Annotated in this window: 22 protein-coding genes; 17 read left to right on the top strand and 5 right to left on the bottom strand. The window is 55.9% G+C overall.

From position 1 onward, the window contains the following. Positions 1–196: 196 nt before the first annotated feature. The 13 genes from LJE94_08920 (at position 197) to LJE94_08860 (ending at position 10,895) form a co-directional block, all read left to right on the top strand. Positions 197–727: an RsbRD N-terminal domain-containing protein gene (locus LJE94_08920; GenBank protein ID MCG6910230.1), complete on the top strand. Its 531-nt coding sequence runs from the start codon at positions 197–199 to the stop codon at positions 725–727. 24 nt (positions 728–751) lie between these two features. Beyond that, positions 752–1,819, top strand: a complete 1,068-nt coding sequence (gene dsrM, locus LJE94_08915) for a sulfate reduction electron transfer complex DsrMKJOP subunit DsrM (GenBank protein ID MCG6910229.1) — start codon at positions 752–754, stop codon at positions 1,817–1,819. A gap of 3 nt (positions 1,820–1,822) precedes the next feature. Continuing rightward, positions 1,823–3,448, top strand: coding sequence for a (Fe-S)-binding protein (locus tag LJE94_08910; protein MCG6910228.1), 1,626 nt, complete (start codon positions 1,823–1,825; stop codon positions 3,446–3,448). Then, complete coding sequence (dsrJ, locus tag LJE94_08905) at positions 3,441–3,836, top strand: sulfate reduction electron transfer complex DsrMKJOP subunit DsrJ (protein MCG6910227.1); 396 nt, start codon at positions 3,441–3,443, stop codon at positions 3,834–3,836. Before LJE94_08910 ends, dsrJ begins: the two co-directional genes overlap by 8 nt. After that, the gene (locus LJE94_08900; GenBank protein MCG6910226.1) at positions 3,836–4,627 is read left to right on the top strand and encodes a 4Fe-4S dicluster domain-containing protein; all 792 of its coding nucleotides are present in this window, start codon (positions 3,836–3,838) and stop codon (positions 4,625–4,627) included. Before dsrJ ends, LJE94_08900 begins: the two co-directional genes overlap by 1 nt. A 7-nt stretch (positions 4,628–4,634) precedes the next feature. Then, positions 4,635–5,792 (top strand): polysulfide reductase NrfD, encoded by a 1,158-nt coding sequence (nrfD, locus tag LJE94_08895; protein MCG6910225.1) that lies wholly within the window; start codon positions 4,635–4,637, stop codon positions 5,790–5,792. Positions 5,793–6,015: 223 nt separating this feature from the next. After that, positions 6,016–6,327 (top strand): 50S ribosomal protein L21, encoded by a 312-nt coding sequence (gene rplU / locus LJE94_08890; GenBank protein ID MCG6910224.1) that lies wholly within the window; start codon positions 6,016–6,018, stop codon positions 6,325–6,327. A 36-nt stretch (positions 6,328–6,363) separates the two neighbouring features. Then, the gene (rpmA, locus tag LJE94_08885) at positions 6,364–6,618 is read left to right on the top strand and encodes a 50S ribosomal protein L27 (protein ID MCG6910223.1); all 255 of its coding nucleotides are present in this window, start codon (positions 6,364–6,366) and stop codon (positions 6,616–6,618) included. Next, entirely contained in the window at positions 6,615–7,640 is a 1,026-nt protein-coding gene (gene obgE / locus LJE94_08880) for a GTPase ObgE (GenBank protein MCG6910222.1), read from the top strand. Before rpmA ends, obgE begins: the two co-directional genes overlap by 4 nt. Positions 7,641–7,720: 80 nt before the next feature. Further along, complete coding sequence (gene nadD, locus LJE94_08875) at positions 7,721–8,386, top strand: nicotinate (nicotinamide) nucleotide adenylyltransferase (GenBank protein ID MCG6910221.1); 666 nt, start codon at positions 7,721–7,723, stop codon at positions 8,384–8,386. Then, positions 8,383–8,787 (top strand): ribosome silencing factor, encoded by a 405-nt coding sequence (gene rsfS / locus LJE94_08870; protein ID MCG6910220.1) that lies wholly within the window; start codon positions 8,383–8,385, stop codon positions 8,785–8,787. Before nadD ends, rsfS begins: the two co-directional genes overlap by 4 nt. Before the next feature lie 28 nt (positions 8,788–8,815). Beyond that, complete coding sequence (gene gpmI / locus LJE94_08865) at positions 8,816–10,375, top strand: 2,3-bisphosphoglycerate-independent phosphoglycerate mutase (protein MCG6910219.1); 1,560 nt, start codon at positions 8,816–8,818, stop codon at positions 10,373–10,375. A gap of 1 nt (position 10,376) precedes the next feature. Then, on the top strand, positions 10,377–10,895 hold the full coding sequence (locus LJE94_08860) for a type I restriction enzyme HsdR N-terminal domain-containing protein (protein ID MCG6910218.1): 519 nt from the start codon (positions 10,377–10,379) through the stop codon (positions 10,893–10,895). Between the two features lie 28 nt (positions 10,896–10,923). Here LJE94_08860 and LJE94_08855 read toward each other — a convergent pair whose 3' ends face one another. Beyond that, a complete protein-coding gene (locus LJE94_08855; GenBank protein ID MCG6910217.1) occupies positions 10,924–11,598 on the bottom strand; it encodes a zinc ribbon domain-containing protein in 675 nt (224 codons plus the stop codon). Between the two features lie 95 nt (positions 11,599–11,693). On the opposite strand from LJE94_08855, the gene LJE94_08850 reads away from it, so the two are divergent. Further along, positions 11,694–13,187 (top strand): hypothetical protein, encoded by a 1,494-nt coding sequence (locus tag LJE94_08850; protein ID MCG6910216.1) that lies wholly within the window; start codon positions 11,694–11,696, stop codon positions 13,185–13,187. A gap of 71 nt (positions 13,188–13,258) precedes the next feature. On the opposite strand, the gene LJE94_08845 is transcribed toward LJE94_08850, so the two are convergent. Further along, on the bottom strand, positions 13,259–14,644 hold the full coding sequence (locus LJE94_08845; protein ID MCG6910215.1) for an FAD-binding oxidoreductase: 1,386 nt from the start codon (positions 14,642–14,644) through the stop codon (positions 13,259–13,261). A 332-nt stretch (positions 14,645–14,976) separates the two neighbouring features. Between LJE94_08845 and LJE94_08840 the strand changes: the two genes are divergently transcribed. Next, positions 14,977–15,363 carry a RidA family protein gene (locus LJE94_08840; protein MCG6910214.1) on the top strand — a complete coding sequence of 129 codons (387 nt, stop codon included), beginning with the start codon at positions 14,977–14,979 and terminating at the stop codon, positions 15,361–15,363. Positions 15,364–15,446: 83 nt separating this feature from the next. Further along, entirely contained in the window at positions 15,447–15,770 is a 324-nt protein-coding gene (locus LJE94_08835; protein ID MCG6910213.1) for a cupin domain-containing protein, read from the top strand. A 66-nt stretch (positions 15,771–15,836) separates the two neighbouring features. Here the strand turns inward: LJE94_08835 and LJE94_08830 are convergent, their stop codons facing one another. From LJE94_08830 to LJE94_08820, 3 genes are read right to left on the bottom strand one after another with little or no spacing between them, the layout of a single operon-like run. Next, positions 15,837–16,583: an LUD domain-containing protein gene (locus LJE94_08830; protein ID MCG6910212.1), complete on the bottom strand. Its 747-nt coding sequence runs from the start codon at positions 16,581–16,583 to the stop codon at positions 15,837–15,839. Next, positions 16,570–18,018: an iron-sulfur cluster-binding protein gene (locus LJE94_08825; protein MCG6910211.1), complete on the bottom strand. Its 1,449-nt coding sequence runs from the start codon at positions 18,016–18,018 to the stop codon at positions 16,570–16,572. Before LJE94_08825 ends, LJE94_08830 begins: the two co-directional genes overlap by 14 nt. Positions 18,019–18,034: 16 nt before the next feature. Then, a complete protein-coding gene (locus tag LJE94_08820) occupies positions 18,035–18,763 on the bottom strand; it encodes a (Fe-S)-binding protein (GenBank protein ID MCG6910210.1) in 729 nt (242 codons plus the stop codon). Positions 18,764–18,939: 176 nt separating this feature from the next. On the opposite strand from LJE94_08820, the gene LJE94_08815 reads away from it, so the two are divergent. Next, on the top strand, positions 18,940–19,119 hold the full coding sequence (locus LJE94_08815) for a hypothetical protein (GenBank protein ID MCG6910209.1): 180 nt from the start codon (positions 18,940–18,942) through the stop codon (positions 19,117–19,119). The last annotated feature ends 79 nt before the right edge of the window (positions 19,120–19,198 follow it).

Below are 19,198 nucleotides of genomic sequence, written 5' to 3'. Positions count from 1 at the left end.
GAGCGTTTCAAATTTTAAAAGCCGAAACCCTTAACTTAGATTTAAAATTGCGGTATGTTACCGTCAAGCGGTTCCTGCCCAAAACATTTGTTTTATCTTGACAGGATTTTCCAAATTGATATACCTCAACTTTTGATAAACCGCGCGCAGGGGACAAGCTGCGGGGCGCTTAAAAAACAAGGAGTGATCGGCTGGGATGGAGTTGGCTGCCCTGTTAGAGAAAAAAAAAGAAGCGATCGTCAACGAATGGTTTGAACAGGTCATCCAAACCTATGCGCCCGATACGGCTATCTTCTATCAAAATCAGAAAGACGCCTTCCTCAACCCGGTGGGCTCCACCACCAAGCAGTCGTTGGCAAAACTCTACGATCTTCTCATCAAATCGGTAGAAGAATCCCCCGAAGCGATCATCGACCCCCTTGTCAGAATCAGGGCCGTACAAAATTTCACGCCTTCGCAGGCTGTCGCATTCGTTTTTTTCCTGAAACCGATTGTCAGGAAGCACTTCCAGAAAAACCGCAAAAAAATTTCAATAGAGACGCTTTTGGACCTGGAGTCCAGAATAGACACGCTGGCGCTGATCGGTTTCGACGTGTACATGCACTGCCGCGAAAAAATATACCGTATGAAAACCAGTGTGGAGAGGGATAAGATTTACAAGGCATTTGCGAGAGCTGGACTTATAAAAGAGGTTGCGGCGGATGAGCCGGACCCTAAATTTATTTAAAATTCAGACGCGAGGTAATGGTATATGAATGTTAAGTACATGTATTCCCTGTTAGCGGTTATTGTACTGTTTCTGGCTTCCTATATTTTAGCCGGAACAGGGACGGCTTTCAAGGCTCTCTTCGGCATCATCCTGCCCTATGCCGCCCTGCTCACCTTTATAATTGGATTCATCGTCCGCATCATGGACTGGGCACGCTCTGCGGTGCCGTTCAAGATTACCACCACCTGCGGGCAGCAGAAATCACTGCCGTGGATCAAACCGAACGCCATCGACAACCCTTTTTCAAAAGGCGCGGTCGTCGTCCGCATGATCCTGGAGATCGTCCTGTTTCGCTCCTTGTTCCGCAACACGCGTTTGAAAATGAAGGCCGGCCCGAAAATTTTCTACCAGCTGGAAATTTTCCTCTGGGTGGGCGCCCTGGCCTTCCACTACGCCTTTCTGACGGTATTGCTGCGGCACCTGCGTTTCTTCACGGAACCGGTACCCTTTTTCGTGCGGCTGCTCGAAAACGTCGACTCCTTTTTCAGGGTTGAAATCCTTTACGATGTCAACCAGTTCGGGCTCCCCGGCCTTTACCTTTCCGGATTCGTGCTGCTGGCTGCGGTCGTCTACCTGTTCCTGCGCAGGATTTTTATCCCCAATGTCAAATACATTTCTCTCGCAGCCGATTTTTTTCCGCTCTTTCTGATCTTCGGTATTGCCTTCACCGGCATCCTCATGCGCTACGTCGCCAAAATCGATGTTGTCGCGGCCAAGGAGCTCACCATGGGACTCGTCACCTTTCATCCGACCATCCCCGAGGGCCTGGCCTCACTATTTTACGTGCATGTCTTTTTCGTCAGCATTCTGCTGGCCTACTTCCCCTTCAGCAAGCTCATGCATCTCGGAGGCATCTTCCTCAGCCCGACCCGGAACATGACCGCCGACACCCGCGCAAACCGCCACGTCAATCCCTGGAACTACCCGGTTCACGTACACACCTACGAGGAATATGAGGACGAGTTCCGTGAAAAAATGATCGAAGCCGGGCTGCCGGTGGTGAAACAGCCTGTTGCAACACCTCCCGAAGAAACCGAGGAAAAGGAGTAATATATGTCAGACCTTCCCAAACCAGAGGAACTCTATAACATGGACAACCGTCCGCCCCGGACGGATTGGATGGACACGCCGGCGGAAATCCGCAAGGGCATCGCTTGCTACGCGGCCAATCCCAAAAGCCTCGAATATGTGGGCTTTCCGAACGCCCGGAAGTGGAGCTGTTTCGACGAGGACTGGCAACTGCCGGAAAACTGGCAGGAGATCATCCACCAGGGGTTTAAGGAACGGCTGGAAAAATTCCGCTCTTTCAAGGTGTTCATGGACATCTGCGTGCGGTGCGGCGCCTGCGCCGACAAGTGCCACTTTTTCATCGGCACCGGCGACCCCAAGAATATGCCGGTGTTGAGGGCCGAACTCCTGCGATCCATCTACCGCAACGATTTTACCCGTGCCGGGAAAATACTCGGACGGCTGGGGGGCGCCAGGCCCATGACCCTGGAGGTGCTCAAGGAGTGGTGGTCCTACCTGTTCCAGTGCTCCGAATGCCGGCGCTGCTCGGTTTTCTGCCCCTACGGCATCGACACGGCGGAGATCACCATCATGGGCCGGGAGCTGCTGAACCTGCTGGGCCTGAATATCGACTGGATCGCCACCCCGGTGGCCAACTGCTACCGCACCGGCAACCACCTGGGCATCCAGCCCCACGCCTTCAAGGACATGCTCGATTTTTTTCAGGAAGACATCGAAGAGATCACCGGCGTGGATGTGAAGCCCCAGTTCAACAAAGTGGGTGCCGACATCCTGTTCATCACGCCCTCGGGCGACGTTTTTGCGGACCCGGGAACCTATACCTGCATGGGCTACATGATGCTTTTTCACTTCCTCAGGGAAAAGTACGGGTTCGACATCACCTGGAGCACCTACGCATCGGAAGGGGGCAACTTCGGTTTCTTCACCTCGCATGAAATGATGAAGCGGCTGAACGCCAAGATGTACGCCGAGGCCAAGCGCCTGGGCGTCAAGTGGATCCTCGGCGGCGAGTGCGGCCACATGTGGCGCGTCATCAACCAGTACATGGACACCATGAACGGCCCCGCCGACTTTCTCGAAGAACCGGTTTCTCCGATTACCGGAACCAAATTCGAAAATGCCAAATCGACCAAAATGGTCCATATTACGGAGTTTACCGCCGATCTTATCAAGCACGGCAAGCTCGACCTCGACAAGAGCCGCAACAGCAACCTGAGCGTTACCTTTCACGATTCCTGTAATCCTGCGCGGGGCATGGGCCTGCTCGATGAACCGCGCTATGTGATTAAGAGCGTGGTAGACAAATTCTACGAAATGCCGGCCAACACGATTCGCGAACAGACCTTCTGTTGCGGCAGTGGATCGGGTCTCAACGCCGGTGAGGACATGGAACTGAGAATGGCGGGCGGCCTGCCGCGGGCCAATGCCGTCAAGTCGGTTCACGAAAGCAAGGGCGTCAATACCCTGGCCACGATCTGCGCCATAGACCGCGCCGTTTTGCCGGACCTGATGTCCTACTGGGTGCCCGGGGTCGAAGTTGCCGGTGTGCACGAAATGGTAGCCAATGCATTGATTTTACCGGGCGAAAAGGAGCGTGAGACAGACCTGCGCGGCGAACCGCTGCCGGGAATGGAGGATGCAGATGAGTAACAAGAACTTGATCATTGCCGGAGTCGTGATTTTTGTAGCCGTGGTCGCGTTTCCTTTCTGGTTCAACATGGGCAAGGCCGCGCCGGCCCCCGAACCCGAGTTGACTGCCAGGGCAAAAGCCGCCAACCACGGTCAATGTGTCATGCCGACGGATTTCATGAAGTCCGATCACATGAAGCTGCTGGATCTCTGGCGGCATTCGGTCGTAAGGAACGGCGAACGAACCTTTGTCAACAGCAGCGGGCAGGAATTCAACATGAGCCTCTCCAACACCTGTCTGGATTGCCATTCGAACAAAAAGGAATTTTGCGACCGCTGCCACGATTATGCCTCGGTCAGACCTTACTGCTGGGACTGCCACATTGAAAACCCGAAGGAGACGGAATAATGGAAGACAGCCGAAGACGCTTTCTGAAACTTGCCGGTGTTTCGGCGCTGGGCCTGACGACCCGACCCGTATTGAACGCTTTTGCATCCGAAGGCGGGGGCGAAGACGCCCACGGTGTTGAAGTCAAAAAGGGCGACAAAGCGCTGATAGCCAAACAGTGGGCCATGGTTATCGATACCCGGGAATTCGAATCCGCGGAAGATTTGGAGCCCATCATCGAAGCCTGTGACAAAATACACAACATCCCCAAGTTCGAAAATAAAAATCACGAAATCAAATGGATCTGGGAGGAACATTTCCACAACGCCTTCCCGGGCCTGGCGCAGCGATTCACAGATGAAAGAATCGAGCAGCTGCCGTTTCTGGTGTTGTGCAACCACTGCGAAAACCCGCCCTGCTGCCGGGCCTGTCCGACCAAGGCGACTTTCAAGAGAGAATCCGACGGCATCGTCATGATGGATTTTCACCGCTGCATCGGCTGCCGTTTCTGCATGGCGGCATGCCCTTACGGCTCCCGCAGCTTTAACTTCAGGGATCCGCGGCCTTTCATCGAAGTGACCAACAAGGAGTTCCCGACCCGCACGAAAGGGGTTGTCGAAAAATGTAACTTCTGTGCCGAAAGACTGGCCGTCGGCAAAATGCCGGCGTGTGTCGAGGCCTCCAACGGCGCCATCGCCTTCGGAGATCTGTACGACCCCCATTCTGAGGTCAGAGAACTGCTGAGAACCAATTACACCATTCGTCGTAAGCAGAGCCTCGGAACGGAGCCGTCTGTTTACTATATCGTATGAGGTGCATATGCTTGAATTAGCGATCAAAGGAAGCAAAAAATACTACGGTTGGCTGGCAGCGCTGCTGGTCGTCATCGGCATCGGTTTTCTCGTCTACCTGAAGCAGCTCGATTTCGGCCTCGGAATCACCGGTATGAGCAGGGATGTTACCTGGGGCTTCTACATCGCCAACTTTACCTTTCTGGTCGGTGTTGCCGCAGGGGGCGTGATGGTGGTGCTGCCTTATTATCTGCATGACTACAAGGCGTTCGGCCGGATCACCATCCTGGGCGAATTCCTGGCCATCGCCGCCCTGGTCATGTGCATTCTGTTCGTGCTTGTCGACCTCGGGCAACCCATGCGGGTGTTCAACACCCTGATATATCCCAGCCCCAATTCGGTGCTGTTTTTCGACATCATCGTTTTGCAGGGTTACCTGTTCATCAACCTGATTGTCGGCTGGAATGTGCTCGAGGCCGAACGTAACGGAACCCATTATCAGGCATGGGTGAAGCCTTTCATCTATCTGTCGATCCCCTGGGCCGTCAGCATTCATACGGTGACCGCTTACCTGTACGCCGGCCTTCCCGGCAGGCACTTCTGGCTGACCGCCATCATGGCACCCCGTTTTCTTTCATCGGCCTTTGCGGCCGGACCGGCGCTGCTCATCCTGCTGTGCCTTTTCGTCAGGAGGGTGTCGAAATTCGACCCGGGACGCGAGCAGATTCAAGCGCTGGCAAAAATCGTCGCCTATGCCATCTGCATCAATGTGTTCTTTTTCCTGTGCGAGGTGTTCACCGCCTTTTACAGCAACATTCCCGACCACAAGGTCCATATCCAGTACCTGTTTTTCGGCCTCCACGGGCACAGTTCCCTGGTCCCCTTCATGTGGACGTCTTATGGCCTGATGCTGGTCTCGATCATTCTGCTCGTCAACCCGGTCACGCGTAAAAACGAAGGCGTGCTGGCGGTTGCCTGCGTGACCACATTTGTGGGCACCTGGATCGACAAAGGGCTGGGGATGATTTCCGGCGGTTTCGTGCCCAACCCCCTGCACCACGTCCACGAATACGCCCCGTCCATCCCGGAAATCATCATCACGCTGGGTGTCTACGGCATCGGTGCCCTCATCCTGACGCTGCTCTACAAAATGGCCGTCGGCGTCAAAGAGGAGGTCGGCGCCTGAAGTTCGAAGCCCCCCGCGTCTGACAGCGACGCTCAACCATAAAAGAAAAATGGCGCGGCCCCTCGTGGGAGCGCGCCATTTTTCTTTTTTTTGCTTGACAATCCTCTGCGATCGGTCAATATTATCTATTTTCATTAGAAACGATAACCTTTCTACAATATATTCGGTTTCATGCCGGGTTGATCGACGCCGGGCATGAAAAATGATTGATGGAGGAACACACATGTACGCTGTCGTAGCAACGGGCGGTAAACAGTATCGGGTTCAAGAAGGCGACACCCTGAAAATAGAAAAGATCGCGGGCGAAGTGGGCAGCAGCGTGGCCTTCGATCAGGTTCTGATGGTATCGGATGGGGATGACGTCAAAGTCGGACAGCCTGTCCTTGAAAATGCCGTTGTCAACGGCACGATCGTGGAACAGGGCAAAGGCCGGAAAATCCTTGTTTTCAAATACAAGCGCAGAAAACGCTATCGCCGGAAACAGGGCCATCGCCAACTCTTCACGGCCGTAAAAATCGGCTCGATCCAGGCATAATTCGAAAACAGGCCACAATCTCAGGAGCAATGAAAAATGGCACATAAAAAAGCGGGCGGAAGCTCGAAAAACGGCCGTGACAGTAACGGCCAAAGGCGCGGCGTTAAGCGTTACAGCGGACAAAACGTAAAGGCAGGCAACATTCTGGTGCGGCAGCTGGGCACCAGAATCCACCCGGGCGAGAACGTGGGCATGGGCAAGGACTACACCCTGTTCGCAAAAATCGACGGGACGGTTTCCTATGAACGCTTGGGACGTTCCCGGAAAAAAGTCAGTGTTTATGCCGAGTGAAATTTATTGATGAAGCGGTGATAACCCTCCAATCCGGAAGTGGGGGAAGCGGTTGCGTCAGTTTCAGACGAGAACGGCACATCCCCCGCGGCGGGCCGGATGGCGGTGATGGCGGCAGGGGTGGTGACGTCATTATGCTGTCATCATCGAACAAGAGAACCCTCTACGATTTCAGATATAAACAATCTCTCAAAGCCCAAAACGGATCCGGTGGGCAGGGCAAGAACAAGTCCGGAAAAGCCGGTGCCGACCTGTTGGTCGAAGTCCCCGCCGGAACCCTTGTCAGTGATGCTGAAACCGGCCGTTTAATCAAGGATTTCACCCTTCCCGGTGAGAAGATCGTCGTTGCCAGGGGCGGAAGAGGCGGTCTCGGCAACAGCCATTTCAAAACATCCACGCATCGGACCCCACGTTTTGCGCAGCCGGGTGAACCCGGTCAGGCACTTACGGTAAAACTCGATTTAAAACTGATTGCCGACGTCGGCCTCGTCGGTCTTCCCAATGCAGGCAAATCCACACTGATCAGCCGGATATCCGCCGCCAAACCCAAGATCGGCGCTTACCCTTTTACCACCATGACTCCCAACCTCGGCGTCGTCCGGCCACCCCATGGTGAACCCTTTGTCGTTGCCGATATACCCGGCCTGATAGAAGGGGCCCACAAGGGCGCCGGATTGGGGATAACGTTTTTGCGCCATGTCGAACGGACACGCATTCTCGTTCATCTGGTCGATGCGACGGCGGTCGAACCGGACAACCCATTGGGTGCCTTTGACGCCATCAACCGGGAATTGGCGTCTTACAGCAGCGAACTGACCCGGAAACCGCAGCTCGTCGTACTCAACAAGATGGATGTAACCGGAACGGATAAAACGGCTGATCTTTTCAAGAACGCGCTGGAAAACAGGCATGTGATACTGCTCTCCGCCGTGACGGGCCGCGGCGTGAGACAGCTGCTCACCACCATCGTCAACATGTTGGACCGAATCTCCGCAACGAAAAACGCTGATCATGAACCATAAACGATATGCTTGATTATTAATGACAACATCCGCAACCAACGTATATTGCCAAACGAAGCCCTTGCAGCAGGCAGCTTGACATGAACTTCGGATTGTTCGGTGGCACATTCAACCCCGTCCACAACGGGCATCTGCGTGTAATCGAAGAGGTCGCGGCCTCTTTCGAACTGGCCAAGACATATATCGTTCCGGCGGCTCTGCCGCCTCACAAACCACTCCATGATATCGCCGCGGCTGAAGACCGGTTGGCCATGATCCGCCTGGCAGCGGGCGACCTGCCCGGCTTCGAAATCTCCGACCTCGAAATCAACCGTCCGGGCCCTTCCTACACCGTCGACACCCTGATGCATTTCAAGGGCCAGGCCGGGAAAACGGACCGGATCTTCCTGATTGTGGGGGTCGACGCCTTTCTTGAAATCGACACCTGGAAAGCGTATCTCGACATTTTGAAAACAGCTCCGCTCATCGTCATGGCCCGGCCCGCGGGAGGACCCGGCCAGGGGCACCCCGCATGGAAGCGGGCGGCCGATTTCATCCGCCAGAAGATTTCCGACAACTACGTGTTTACAAAAACAAAGGCCTCGGATGCAACCAAGGCCTATCAACCCATATTCTTCACCGACGTCACCCTGCTGGATATCAGCAGCACCCGCATACGTCAATTGATCCGGCAGAACAAATCCATCCGGTTCCTCGTCCCGGAACCGGTGGAAGCCTATATTCGACAACGAGGACTCTATTCATGATCAATAGCATTGAAATCATCAACGACCCGGTGCTCGACACCTATGTAAACGCGGTGCTGGGCAAAAAAGCCCGCCAGGTGGTCATCCTGGATGTGAAGGCCCTGACCACCGTTGCCGACACCTTCATCATATGCAGCGCCCGCTCCAACCGTCAGGTGACCGCTATCGCCGAATTCATATCGACCCATCTGAAAAAAAGGGGGAAAAAAGCCATCAACATCGAAGGGAAACAGGAAGGACATTGGGTGCTGATGGATTACGGCGATGTCATTATTCACATATTTCTGGAGCCCTTGCGTTCTTTTTACGATCTGGAAGGTCTGTGGATCGATGCAAAGCCCATCACCACCAAAGCCCTGCTGGAACATGACGGCGGGGCCGGCGGAGAAGTGGTAATTTAACCGATAATATAACGTTGTGAGGTGATCCATGGCAAACCATAAACCCTGCATGCTGATGATTCTCGATGGATGGGGTATCCGTGAGGCCCATGAGGGCAACGCCGTTTTCAAGGCCGACACCCCTTACCTGGACATGATCGCAGCAACCTATCCTTCTACCCGTCTGAACTGTATGGGAAAAAATGTCGGCTTGCCGGACGGCATCATGGGCAATTCCGAAGTCGGACACCTCAACATCGGGGCCGGCCGCATCGTCTACCAGGATCTGCTGCGCATCGACAGGGCCATTGAGAACCGGACCTTCATGGAAAATGAGGCGTTCAAGGCGGTCATGTCGGCGGTAAAATTAAAAAAGTCCGCACTGCATCTGATGGGTCTGGTTTCCGACGGCGGCGTTCACAGCCAGTTAACCCACCTGCTGACCCTGATCGATATGGCCAAAGCCGAGGGTGTCGAGCGGGTTTACATTCACGCCATCCTCGATGGTCGGGACACGCCGCCTCAGAGCGGGGTCCATTATCTGGACACGCTTCAACGCCATCTGCTGCAAAACCACTACGGCCGAATCGCTTCCATCTGCGGCCGCTATTACGCCATGGACCGCGACAAGCGCTGGGAGCGCACCCAAAAAGCCTACCGGTTGTACACGCGCGGAGAGGGCGAACCGGCCACGGAAGCGGTGACGGCCGTTAAAGAGGCCTACGCCAAGGGTGAAACCGATGAATTCGTCTCTCCCATTGTGCTGACGGATCCACAGGGCGATCCTGCCGGCATGGTTCGGGATGGGGACGGCATCATATTTTTTAATTTCAGGGCCGACCGTGCCCGCCAAATCACCCGTGCATTCACCGACGGATCGTTTGACGGATTCGACCGGACACCGGTCGTGGCATTGTCGCGCTATGTCTGCATGACCCTCTACGATGAAACCTTCGACCTGCCCGTGGCCTTCGAGCCCATTCACCTGAACAACATCCTGGGAGAAATCGTCAGCAAGAACGGCCTGAAACAACTGCGCATCGCCGAAACCGAAAAATATGCCCATGTCACCTATTTCTTCAACGGTGGTGAAGAAAGCCCGTTCGCCGGGGAGGACCGCTGCCTGATTCCTTCGCCACGCGAGGTTGCAACCTACGATCTCAAGCCCGAAATGAGCGCCCTCGAAGTCACCCGGGAAGTTCTCGAACGCATCGCCTCGAATCGCTACCAGTTCATCGTTCTCAATTTTGCCAACATGGACATGGTCGGTCACACAGGCATATTGGAAGCCGCCGTAAAAGCCTGTACGGTCGTTGACGGCTGTGTCGAAAAAATCGTCACCGAACTGCAGGCCAGAGGATGGGCCGCCATGGTGACTGCCGATCACGGCAACGCGGAAAAAATGATCGCCGAAGACGGCAGCCCGCACACGGCCCACACCCTGGGCCAGGTGCGCTTCATCCTCGTAAACGACGACCATCGCCGAGCAACCCTGCAGGAGGGAAGCCTGTGCGATATCGCTCCTACCGTGCTGGATGTCATGGGAATAGCGCAGCCGGAGGAGATGACGGGGAGGTCGCTGATCAAGTCACGCGCCGGGGAGTTGTAGCATGGACGAAGATTATATCATAGATTACCTTACCGGCCAGAAGGTACCCGATGTGGGGGCCGAAGCCAACCGGCAGGCCGTCGAACGGCATCTCGTCGAGGAAAAAGGGTATGACCGGCAGGAAATCCACCGGAACACCCCCATCCATTTGGACATGGGGGGCCAGGCCTACGATTCGCAGGTGGATCTTACCATCAAACTCGACGGGCGTACCCTGATGGTCGTCAAGTGCGCACCGGGGTCTCTCGACTCGAGGGAACGGGAAATCGTGGCCGCGGCCCGACTGCTGGAACCCCGCCCGGTGCCCCTGGCCGTGGTGTCGGATGGGAAAACGGCGATTCTGTGGGACGCCGTCACCGGGAAAGAAATCGGCAACGGCCTGGATGCCATCCCTGGGAAAGCGGACCTTGTGCAACGGTTCAAGGGCGTGGAATTCCAGCCCCTGGACATGCAACGGCTGAAGCGCGAAAAACTGATCTTCAGGTCCTACGACAGCATGAACGTCAACGTTGCCGGATAACCCCCCGCAGTTACGATGCCGGGGTAAATTACAATCCGGCGACTTCCTTACCGCAGTGTTTGCAAATCTTTGCCTTTTTCTTAATGATTTCCGCGCAGAAAGGACACTCGCGGGTAAAAAAGCGCTCGTGAATCTTGGCGATGGACGCTTCCAGCTGCTCGGAAATCAGCCGGTTGCCCACATTCAGGTTCCTCAGGGGATCGACCGCATCCAGCTCACCGATATCGCCGAGCATCTCGGCGGCCTTCAACCGGACACGCGCCGGTTCGGTGGGGTCGAGCACGAGCCTCAACGCTGTCTCGGCATCTTTATCGACATAGCACTGCGCCAGAATGGAAAAGCCCTTTTTGATGGCTTCTTTCAGCATCTCCTCCTGCAGCAGCACCTGGTCGTCGATGATCTGTCCCTGTCCGCCCACGGGGCTGAACACCGGCATCAGCTCATACTGCTCGGTTCCGGGATAACACATGCGCCTGTAGGAAGCCGTATGGCTGTAATTTGTTTTCATGTGCTCCCATCCCTGCTTATACGAGGGACATTCATCGTTAAAACAGATATACAGGTAGGGCGTACCCCAGCCCAACCCATCGCTGAAATTAATGGGCGGAACCTCCCACAGCTTCATCTCCTTGCCACAGTCGCAGCAGACCGGTTTGGGCTGAGACATGATTTCTTCCAATACCTGCTCTTTCGTTTCAAACATGTACTTACATCTCCATAAAAATTTTTGATAATAAAAACATTGGCTCACAAAATAATCTCCTTTTCATCATTGTCAATTGCCTCCGGAAATGCAAAATGACTCCCATGATGGAAAGAAATACGCTGCTCGACAACCTTAGCGCGTTGAATTACCGTCGCACGGCCGATGCCCTGGCCATGTGGCAGGGCGACGCTGCCGCCGTCAACCCCAACCGGCTGTATGAGGAATACGCCCCCTTCCTCAGGCTGAAAACACTGAACCGTATCGACCGGGAATTTAAAGGAATATCAAGACAAAAGGTGCGCCACGCCTTCATCGACCACTATCTTCAGCATGCCCTGCTGCCCCATGAAACCGAAATGCAGACCTGGATGCGGGGGGCGGCTGCCGTGGTCAACGGCCAACGAATCGGCTTCGGCAACATCATCCATTGGTGCCAGAAGGCGTGCACGCACGCCGACCGGGAGAACCTCCAGAAGGAAACCGGCCCGTTGTGCAAATTTTTCAAGCCGTTCGCCCTCAACTATTGGGAGATTCTCCTGGACATATTGAAAAACGAGCTGGGTTTCGACACCTACCTTGCCTACTGCGGTGACAAGAAAGGAATCGACTACGACTTCTTCTGCCATGAACTGCAGCGCCTTCTGGATGAAACCGGACCGCTCTACTTCAACGCCATGCAGGCCTGGGTGCAGAACAGCTTCGATCTGCCGCTGGAACGCCTCAACCGCTTCGATGCGATTCACCTGTTCGGAATGCGTGCCTTCAACGGGCTTTTCCCTGGAGATGCCCTGGATCATGCCCGAACCTTTTTAAGAAAGTGGCGCATCGATCTCGATGCCCTCGAAGGGCTTCACCTCCACACCGAAAAAAATGACCGTAAAAGCGACCAGGCCATGAGCTTTTTACTGCGGATACCGGGCGATGTGCACCTGGTGATAAATCCGGTGGGGGGATGGATCGACCTGGAAACCATCTGGCACGAGCTGGGCCACGGTTTGTCGGCCGCCCTGACCTCTCCTGAGCTGCCTTTTATCGACCGGGAGCTGGCCACATCCTACAGCCTTTCGGAATCGTTTGCATTTCTGATTCAGAACATCGGCCTTTCGCTCCCCTTTCTCCGGCAATTTCTCGACATACCCAGGGAAGAGGCGCACCGTTTGTACTATTATAAAACACTGAAAGACCTGGCGCTGTTTCGACGGTATGCCGCCAAACTCATTGCCGAACACAGAATGTTCCACACCGGCGAGCTGGCTGACGGCGAACCATACGCAACCACCATGCAGCGGCACACGGGTTTCTACCACCAGCCGGAAAGCCATCTTTTCGATCTGGTACCGGAATTTTACTGCCTCGACTACCTGCTGGGATGGATGGGGGAGGCGGCCATGGAGGCCCATCTGCGGGAACACTTCGGTGAAGCCTGGATGTTTTCCCCGGGTGCCGGGAGCCGGCTGAAACAATGGTGGCTCCAGGGCAATCGATTGGATATCTTTGCGTTTTTTGAATTCAATGCCTTAGGGCCGTTACATGCCGATCTGCTGATCAAGCGCTGGGAACGTGTGCTCGGCGACCGGAGCAAATAACCCTCCCCCGGTGCCGCCCTCCCGCGCCCCCATGGTATGGCAACGAAAAGGGAGCGCCCCCCGGATGTCGATCACGGAAATATTTTCCCGGGATTGAGAATGCCGTTGGGATCGAACAGGTTTTTTATGTGTCGCATCCATTCCAGGCTCTTGCCGTGTTCTTCCGGCATGTATCTGCGTTTGCCGATTCCCACGCCGTGTTCGCCGGTGGCCGTGCCCCCCAGAGAAATGGCCCTGGAGACCAGGCGCCGGCCGATATTGTCGATGTGATCCCAGTCCTCTTTTTCCGTTTTTCGGCCCGCCAGGCAGAGGTGCAGGTTGCCGTCTCCGGCGTGGCTGAAGGCATAGCCCTTGATGCCGGCCTCTTCCGGCGCCTGCCGCGCCAGCGCAATGATTTCGGGATACGCGGATATGGGCACGGCGGCATCGAGCACCTGGATGCGGCAGTCCGGATGCGCCCGTACGATCATTTCGCCGAGTTCGTGCCGAGCCTCGAACAGACGGTTGCGCGCCTCCCGCCCCAGGCCCGGGCTGAAGGCCAGGCAACCGGACTCCTTGCAAAGCTCCCCGGCCATGCTCATGATTTCGGATAAATAGGCCATGGACGGACCGTGGAATTCGATGAACAGGGTCGGCAAAATTTCCAGACCCAGGGATTTTTCCCTGTTGAACAGCTCGATGCAATTGGAATCCATGAGTTCCAGGGCCGCGGGATTGAGACCGTATTTCACAATGTCGGAAACGGCTCTGCTGGCCGCCTCGACACTCGGAAAAGTCACCACAGCCGCCGAAAATTCCTCAGGCAGCCCCACCAGTCTGAGCGTGGCTTTCAGCACAACCCCCAGCGTCCCCTCCGACCCGATAAAAAGATGGGGCAAATCATAGCCGGAAGAGGTTTTGGCTACACGCCTGCCCATTTCGAGTATTTCTCCCGACGCCAGGACAACCGTCATCTGCAGCACATAGTCCTTGGTGGAGCCGTAGAGTACGGTACGGGTACCGCTGGCATTGTTGGCGATCATCCCGCCGATGGTTGCCCGCGCTCCGGGATCCGGCGGAAAAAAGAGACCCGTATCCTTCAGGTGCTCGTTCAGGTCCTGGTAAACGACCCCTGGTTCCACATCCACCTGGAAGTCTTCCGCACGCACCTCCAGAATGCGATTCATCTGGGTAAAATCGAGCACCAGGCCCCTTTTCACGGGTATGGGGTTGCCTTCCAAACTGGAACCCGAGCCCCACCCCACCACCGGCAGGCGATGCTGGTTGGCGTATGTCACGATATCGACCACTTCCCGCTCGTTCACAGGCCATATGACGGCTTCGGGCATGCACCCCTTGTGATGGGATTGATCCCGGGCATGCAGCTTCAGAACCGACTTTCCGGCTGAAAAACGATCTTCCGGTACCATTGCCTGCAGGTCTTCGATATGCGCTGCGCTGAGGGTCGTAAATTCCACGTTCTTCTCCTCTTACTGGTTGATCGGGTGTTCGTTCATTCAACTTGAATGACATGTTCTACAAAAATGAAACCATAACCGAACCCGGATAAATCGAGTATAACACCATCTAATATCAAAATTCTAAACAATTTCAAATGATCCATTACCAAATACTTGCGCCGTATGGGTGTTTTTTCGTCACCCGCGCATGATGCTTTGAAATTTCCTTGGGCCTTGACGCCTTTGAACGATATTTTTTGTTGAGAATGCTGTCCCTGTTGTCATAAAGTTGTCTGGATTCGATGGGCAACTGACAGCCTGCGCGACCAACACAGCGAAAGGAAAAGAACATGTCGGAAAAAAAGAAAAAGTTCCACACGGACAAGGCCGGCGTCACCGGAGGACCCTACTCCCAGGCCATCATCCACAACGGCATTGTGTATGTCTCCGGCCAGGGGGCGATGGAGCCGGCCACGAATGAAATATCCCTGGGCAGTGTCGAGCACGAGACCCGGCTGGCCATGGAAAACCTGCGCATTATCCTCGAGGAGGCGGGGTCCTCCCTGGAAAAGGTCCTCACCATCACCGCCTACCTGCTGGATATGGAGGATTATGCCGGCTTCAACGCCGTCTACAAATCCTGTTTCAAGGGCGATCTGCCCGCCAGAACCTGCATCCGTGCGGCCGAACTGCCCTTTGGCACGCGGGTCGAAGTGACGGCGACGGCGTACATTTAGGGATTGTCGCCTCTATTTCGAGTTTCAATCGGAACATACTTATGGCAATGGGCATACATAAACTGATGAAGAGGAATCACACAATGTACCATCACACTATTGCGGAATTGAATTCGAAAAACCTGGCGCCGGGCATCGACATCAAGCCCCTTAACGGCAAAAAAGGGAGCATGGTCTTTTTTTACCTCGCCCCGGGCACGGACATACCCGAACACACCCATCCCCACGAACAGATCGGCACGGTGTTGAAAGGCTCCCTGGAGTTGACCATCGGCGATGAAAAAAAAGTGGTCAAAGCGGGCGATGCCTGGTGCATCCCATCGGATGTGGCGCACAAGGCACACTGTCTGGACGCGGCCACCGAAGTACTGGAGTTCTTTGCCCCGGTCCGGGAAGACTACGCCTGAAACCATCATGCGGGTTACTGAACAGGCTGTATTTCCGTGCCGAAACAGGCTGAAGGACTTGTTTGTTTATCCGGTTATGACAAACAGATGCACTTCCCGCGGCCCGTGGGCGCCGTGAACCATGGTGGCCTCGATGTCCGCCGTCTTGCTGGGACCGGAGACAAAGGTCATGCAGGGGGTCAGCCCCTCCTTTACATGGACCGGATCGTTGTCGAGGATGTAGTACAGCTCCTTCAGGTTGGCCAGGATCTGTTCGAGGCGGATGACCGCAATGTGAATGGAAGGCACCAGGGAAACGGACCGGTTCTGCCCCGGCCGGGACTTCATCACCAGGGTGGCGGAATCCGCCAGGCAAAAATCGGCGGAAGTGATGCCGACATACGCTTTAAAAATCTGCTGTCGCACCGTTTCCCGGTCATCAGTGCCGGCAGATGCCGCATAGCTCATGGAAGCGCCGACACCTTGCAGCACATCCGGCAGGCTCAAGGCTTCGACCAGGGGATGCCGCCAGGCGACGACGTGTTTCTCATCCCCCCATTCCGGATCCTTTTCGGCGACCAGTTCCGATATACCCCGGGCAACGGAGGCAGCCTCCGGGTGCACGGCGACCCGCTGGTTGATGGGGGCGCTTTCCGCCACCAGCCGGTCCAGCAGGGCCAGCTGCTCAGGCCGGCTTCTCGTTTTTACAGGCCCCTGTTTACGATAAATGCTGCCCGGTCGCCCGGGACGGCGATCCCCGGCGCCGTCTGCCAGGGCCTGCTGCAGACGGCCGATGAACCGCTGCTGATCAGGGCTCGTGCTATGGGTTGCCATGGGAATCCCCTTCCCGGTTTTTTTGCCACCACCTCGAGAAGCTTTCGTCGGCCAGAGGCTGCATGTCGCGGCTTCTGGTCCAGCCGTTAAGCGGCGGCGGCAGAAATCGCAGCATGCCCCCGTTTTTGGGAAGAGCCCGTTGAAAAACACTGCCGGCGTTGATGGCCAGGTCGTAGAGTCCACGGCTTTGCATGAGACGCGCCCAGAACATGTAAGCCGCCTTTTCCATAAGACTGCCGCGGGTCACCCCCCATCGGGAGTCGCCGTCCGCCAGCTTGGCGCGCAGCAACAGGAGCATGCGCGGAATGTCGATATTCACCGGACAGGCATCCCGGCAGGCCCCGCAGAGGGTTTCCCCCTGGCAGAGGTCGGCGGCACGGTTGATGCCGGTCATCAACGGTGTAACCACCGCTCCCACCGGGCCCGAGTACGCGAATCCGTAGGCGTGGCCCCCTATTTTACCATACACCGGGCAAATGTTCAGGCAGGCGGCGCAGCGGATGCAGCACAGCATCTCGCGGAATTCCGGATCGGCCAGCATCCGGGAGCGGCCGTTGTCAAGAATGACCAGGTGCAGCTGCTCCGGGCCATCCAGGTTGTCCGCCCCCCGCGGACCGCTGATGTGGCTGACATAGGTGGCCATATTCTGGGCCGCCGCCCCCCGGCACAGCAAGCGCAGCAGGATGTCGAGATCCTGCAGGCGTGCGGCAACCCGCTCCATGCCCATAAAAACCATGTGAATGCGCGGCAGGGTCGAAGCCATGCGGATGTTGCCCTCGTTGGACACCGTGGTGATGTGGCCGGTTTCGGCGCAGGCCAGGTTGCATCCGGAAATACCCATATCCGCCGATAAAAACTTTTCCCTCAGGGCCTTTCTTGCGGCCCGGGTCAGGGTGGGGGGGTCGTCGGTGTAGCCTATCCGCAGCTTTTCCGCAAAGAGGCGGCCGACATCCTCTTTGGATTTATGAATGGCCGGAGCGATGATGTGCGAAGGCGTCTCACCGGCCAGCTGGATGATGTACTCCCCCAGATCGGTTTCCACGGCTTCGATGCCGGACGCCGCCAGCGCCTCGTTCAGCCGGATCTCCTCGGTGACCATGGATTTGCCCTTGACCACCCGCTTTACCTTGTTTTCCGCAGCGACTTTCAGGCAATAGGCCACGGCTTCTTCCCCATTTTGGGCAAAATAAACGTGGCCGCCGTTTCCGCGCACCTTGCCGGCGAGTGCGGCCAGCAGACGGTCGAGGTGAAGAACGGCGTCCATGCGCAGGTCATGGGCCACCAGTCGCAAGTCTGGCCCTTCGGGCAGCTCGCGATAGGCCTGGGCCGTTCCCCGGCCAAACCGCGCCTGCAGGCCGGCCAAGGCCTTCTGCAGCACCGGGTTTTCCGTGCCTGCCCTGGCAACCGCTTTGTATTTTTCTGTGGTGATATCCATATCCGCTTCCGGAAACCTAGTGGGACCGATCCAGCAATTCTGCAATGTGCATGGTTTTGACGGCGGCCTTCTTCCGGTTCAACATGCCCTGGATGTTCATCAGGCAACCCATGTCGCACCCAACCACGACCTCGGCGCCAGAGTGCTCGATATTGCGGACCTTTTCGCTCAGCATGGCCGTGGAGATGTCCGGGTATTTGACGGAAAAGGCGCCCCCGAAACCGCAGCAGAAGTCGGCGTCGTGCATCTCCACGAAATCGATCCCCTTCACATGGGCAATCAGGGTTCTCGGCTGACGGCTGACGCCGATGCCGCGCATGAGGTGACAGGACTCATGGTAGGTGACGCGTCCGGCGAAGGCCGCCCCCACATCCGTGAAACCCAGCACATCCACCAGGTATTCGGAAAACTCGAAGGTCCTTTCCGCCACGCGCCGGGCACGCACCACCCAGCGGCGGTCATTTTTAAAAAGATCGCCGTAGTGGTTGCGCACCATGCTCACGCACGAACCCGACGGACAGACGATGCATTCCGCCGATTCGAAGATGCGGATAAACCGTTCGGCCGCCTTGCGCGCCTCCTGCCGGTATCCCGAGTTGAAAGCCGGCTGACCGCAGCAGGTCTGGTCCTTGGGATAGTCCAGGGAAACCCCCAGCCTTTCCAGAACCCGTACCATGGCCTGGCCCACCTGAGGGTAGAGGCCGTCGACGATGCACTGGATGAAAAGGGTCGCTTTTGCTTGCATTGAAATAAAATCGCCGCCTTTGTCGATAAATTGTATACCAATGGCCCTGACCAACACCTGAGTCGCGTGTTTACTTTAGGTAACAGAGGCCGGCCATTACATCAAGCCTTAATGGACTGAATAATATTAGATATTAGGGACAGGTACTTTATGTTATTTCGGTCTTCAGGAATTCAATGTTAAGAGTGAAAAGGAGCGTGTGGGCGCTACCGCAGGTACATGTACCGTGCGGGTTCCATACCAGACACTACCAGCAGTTCAAGCATCATTTTCAGTCGAAAAACGAGAAAGTCCCCAAACCGATCCAGGGCCTTTCGGGGATCTACTACCTGAAACGGCTTTCGGAATTAATCTGAGCAGGCAACTTCTTCCAATACAGCGCTTTTCAGTTGATTGAGAGGCTGGAATGCGCCCGCACGGTAAAATCCCGTCTTC

It is taken from the genome of Deltaproteobacteria bacterium, assembly GCA_022340465.1.
Classification (GTDB): Bacteria; Desulfobacterota; Desulfobacteria; order Desulfobacterales; family B30-G6; genus JAJDNW01.
The sequence above is the reverse complement of the archived record's forward strand: the minus strand, read 5'-3'. Positions and strand labels throughout refer to the sequence as shown.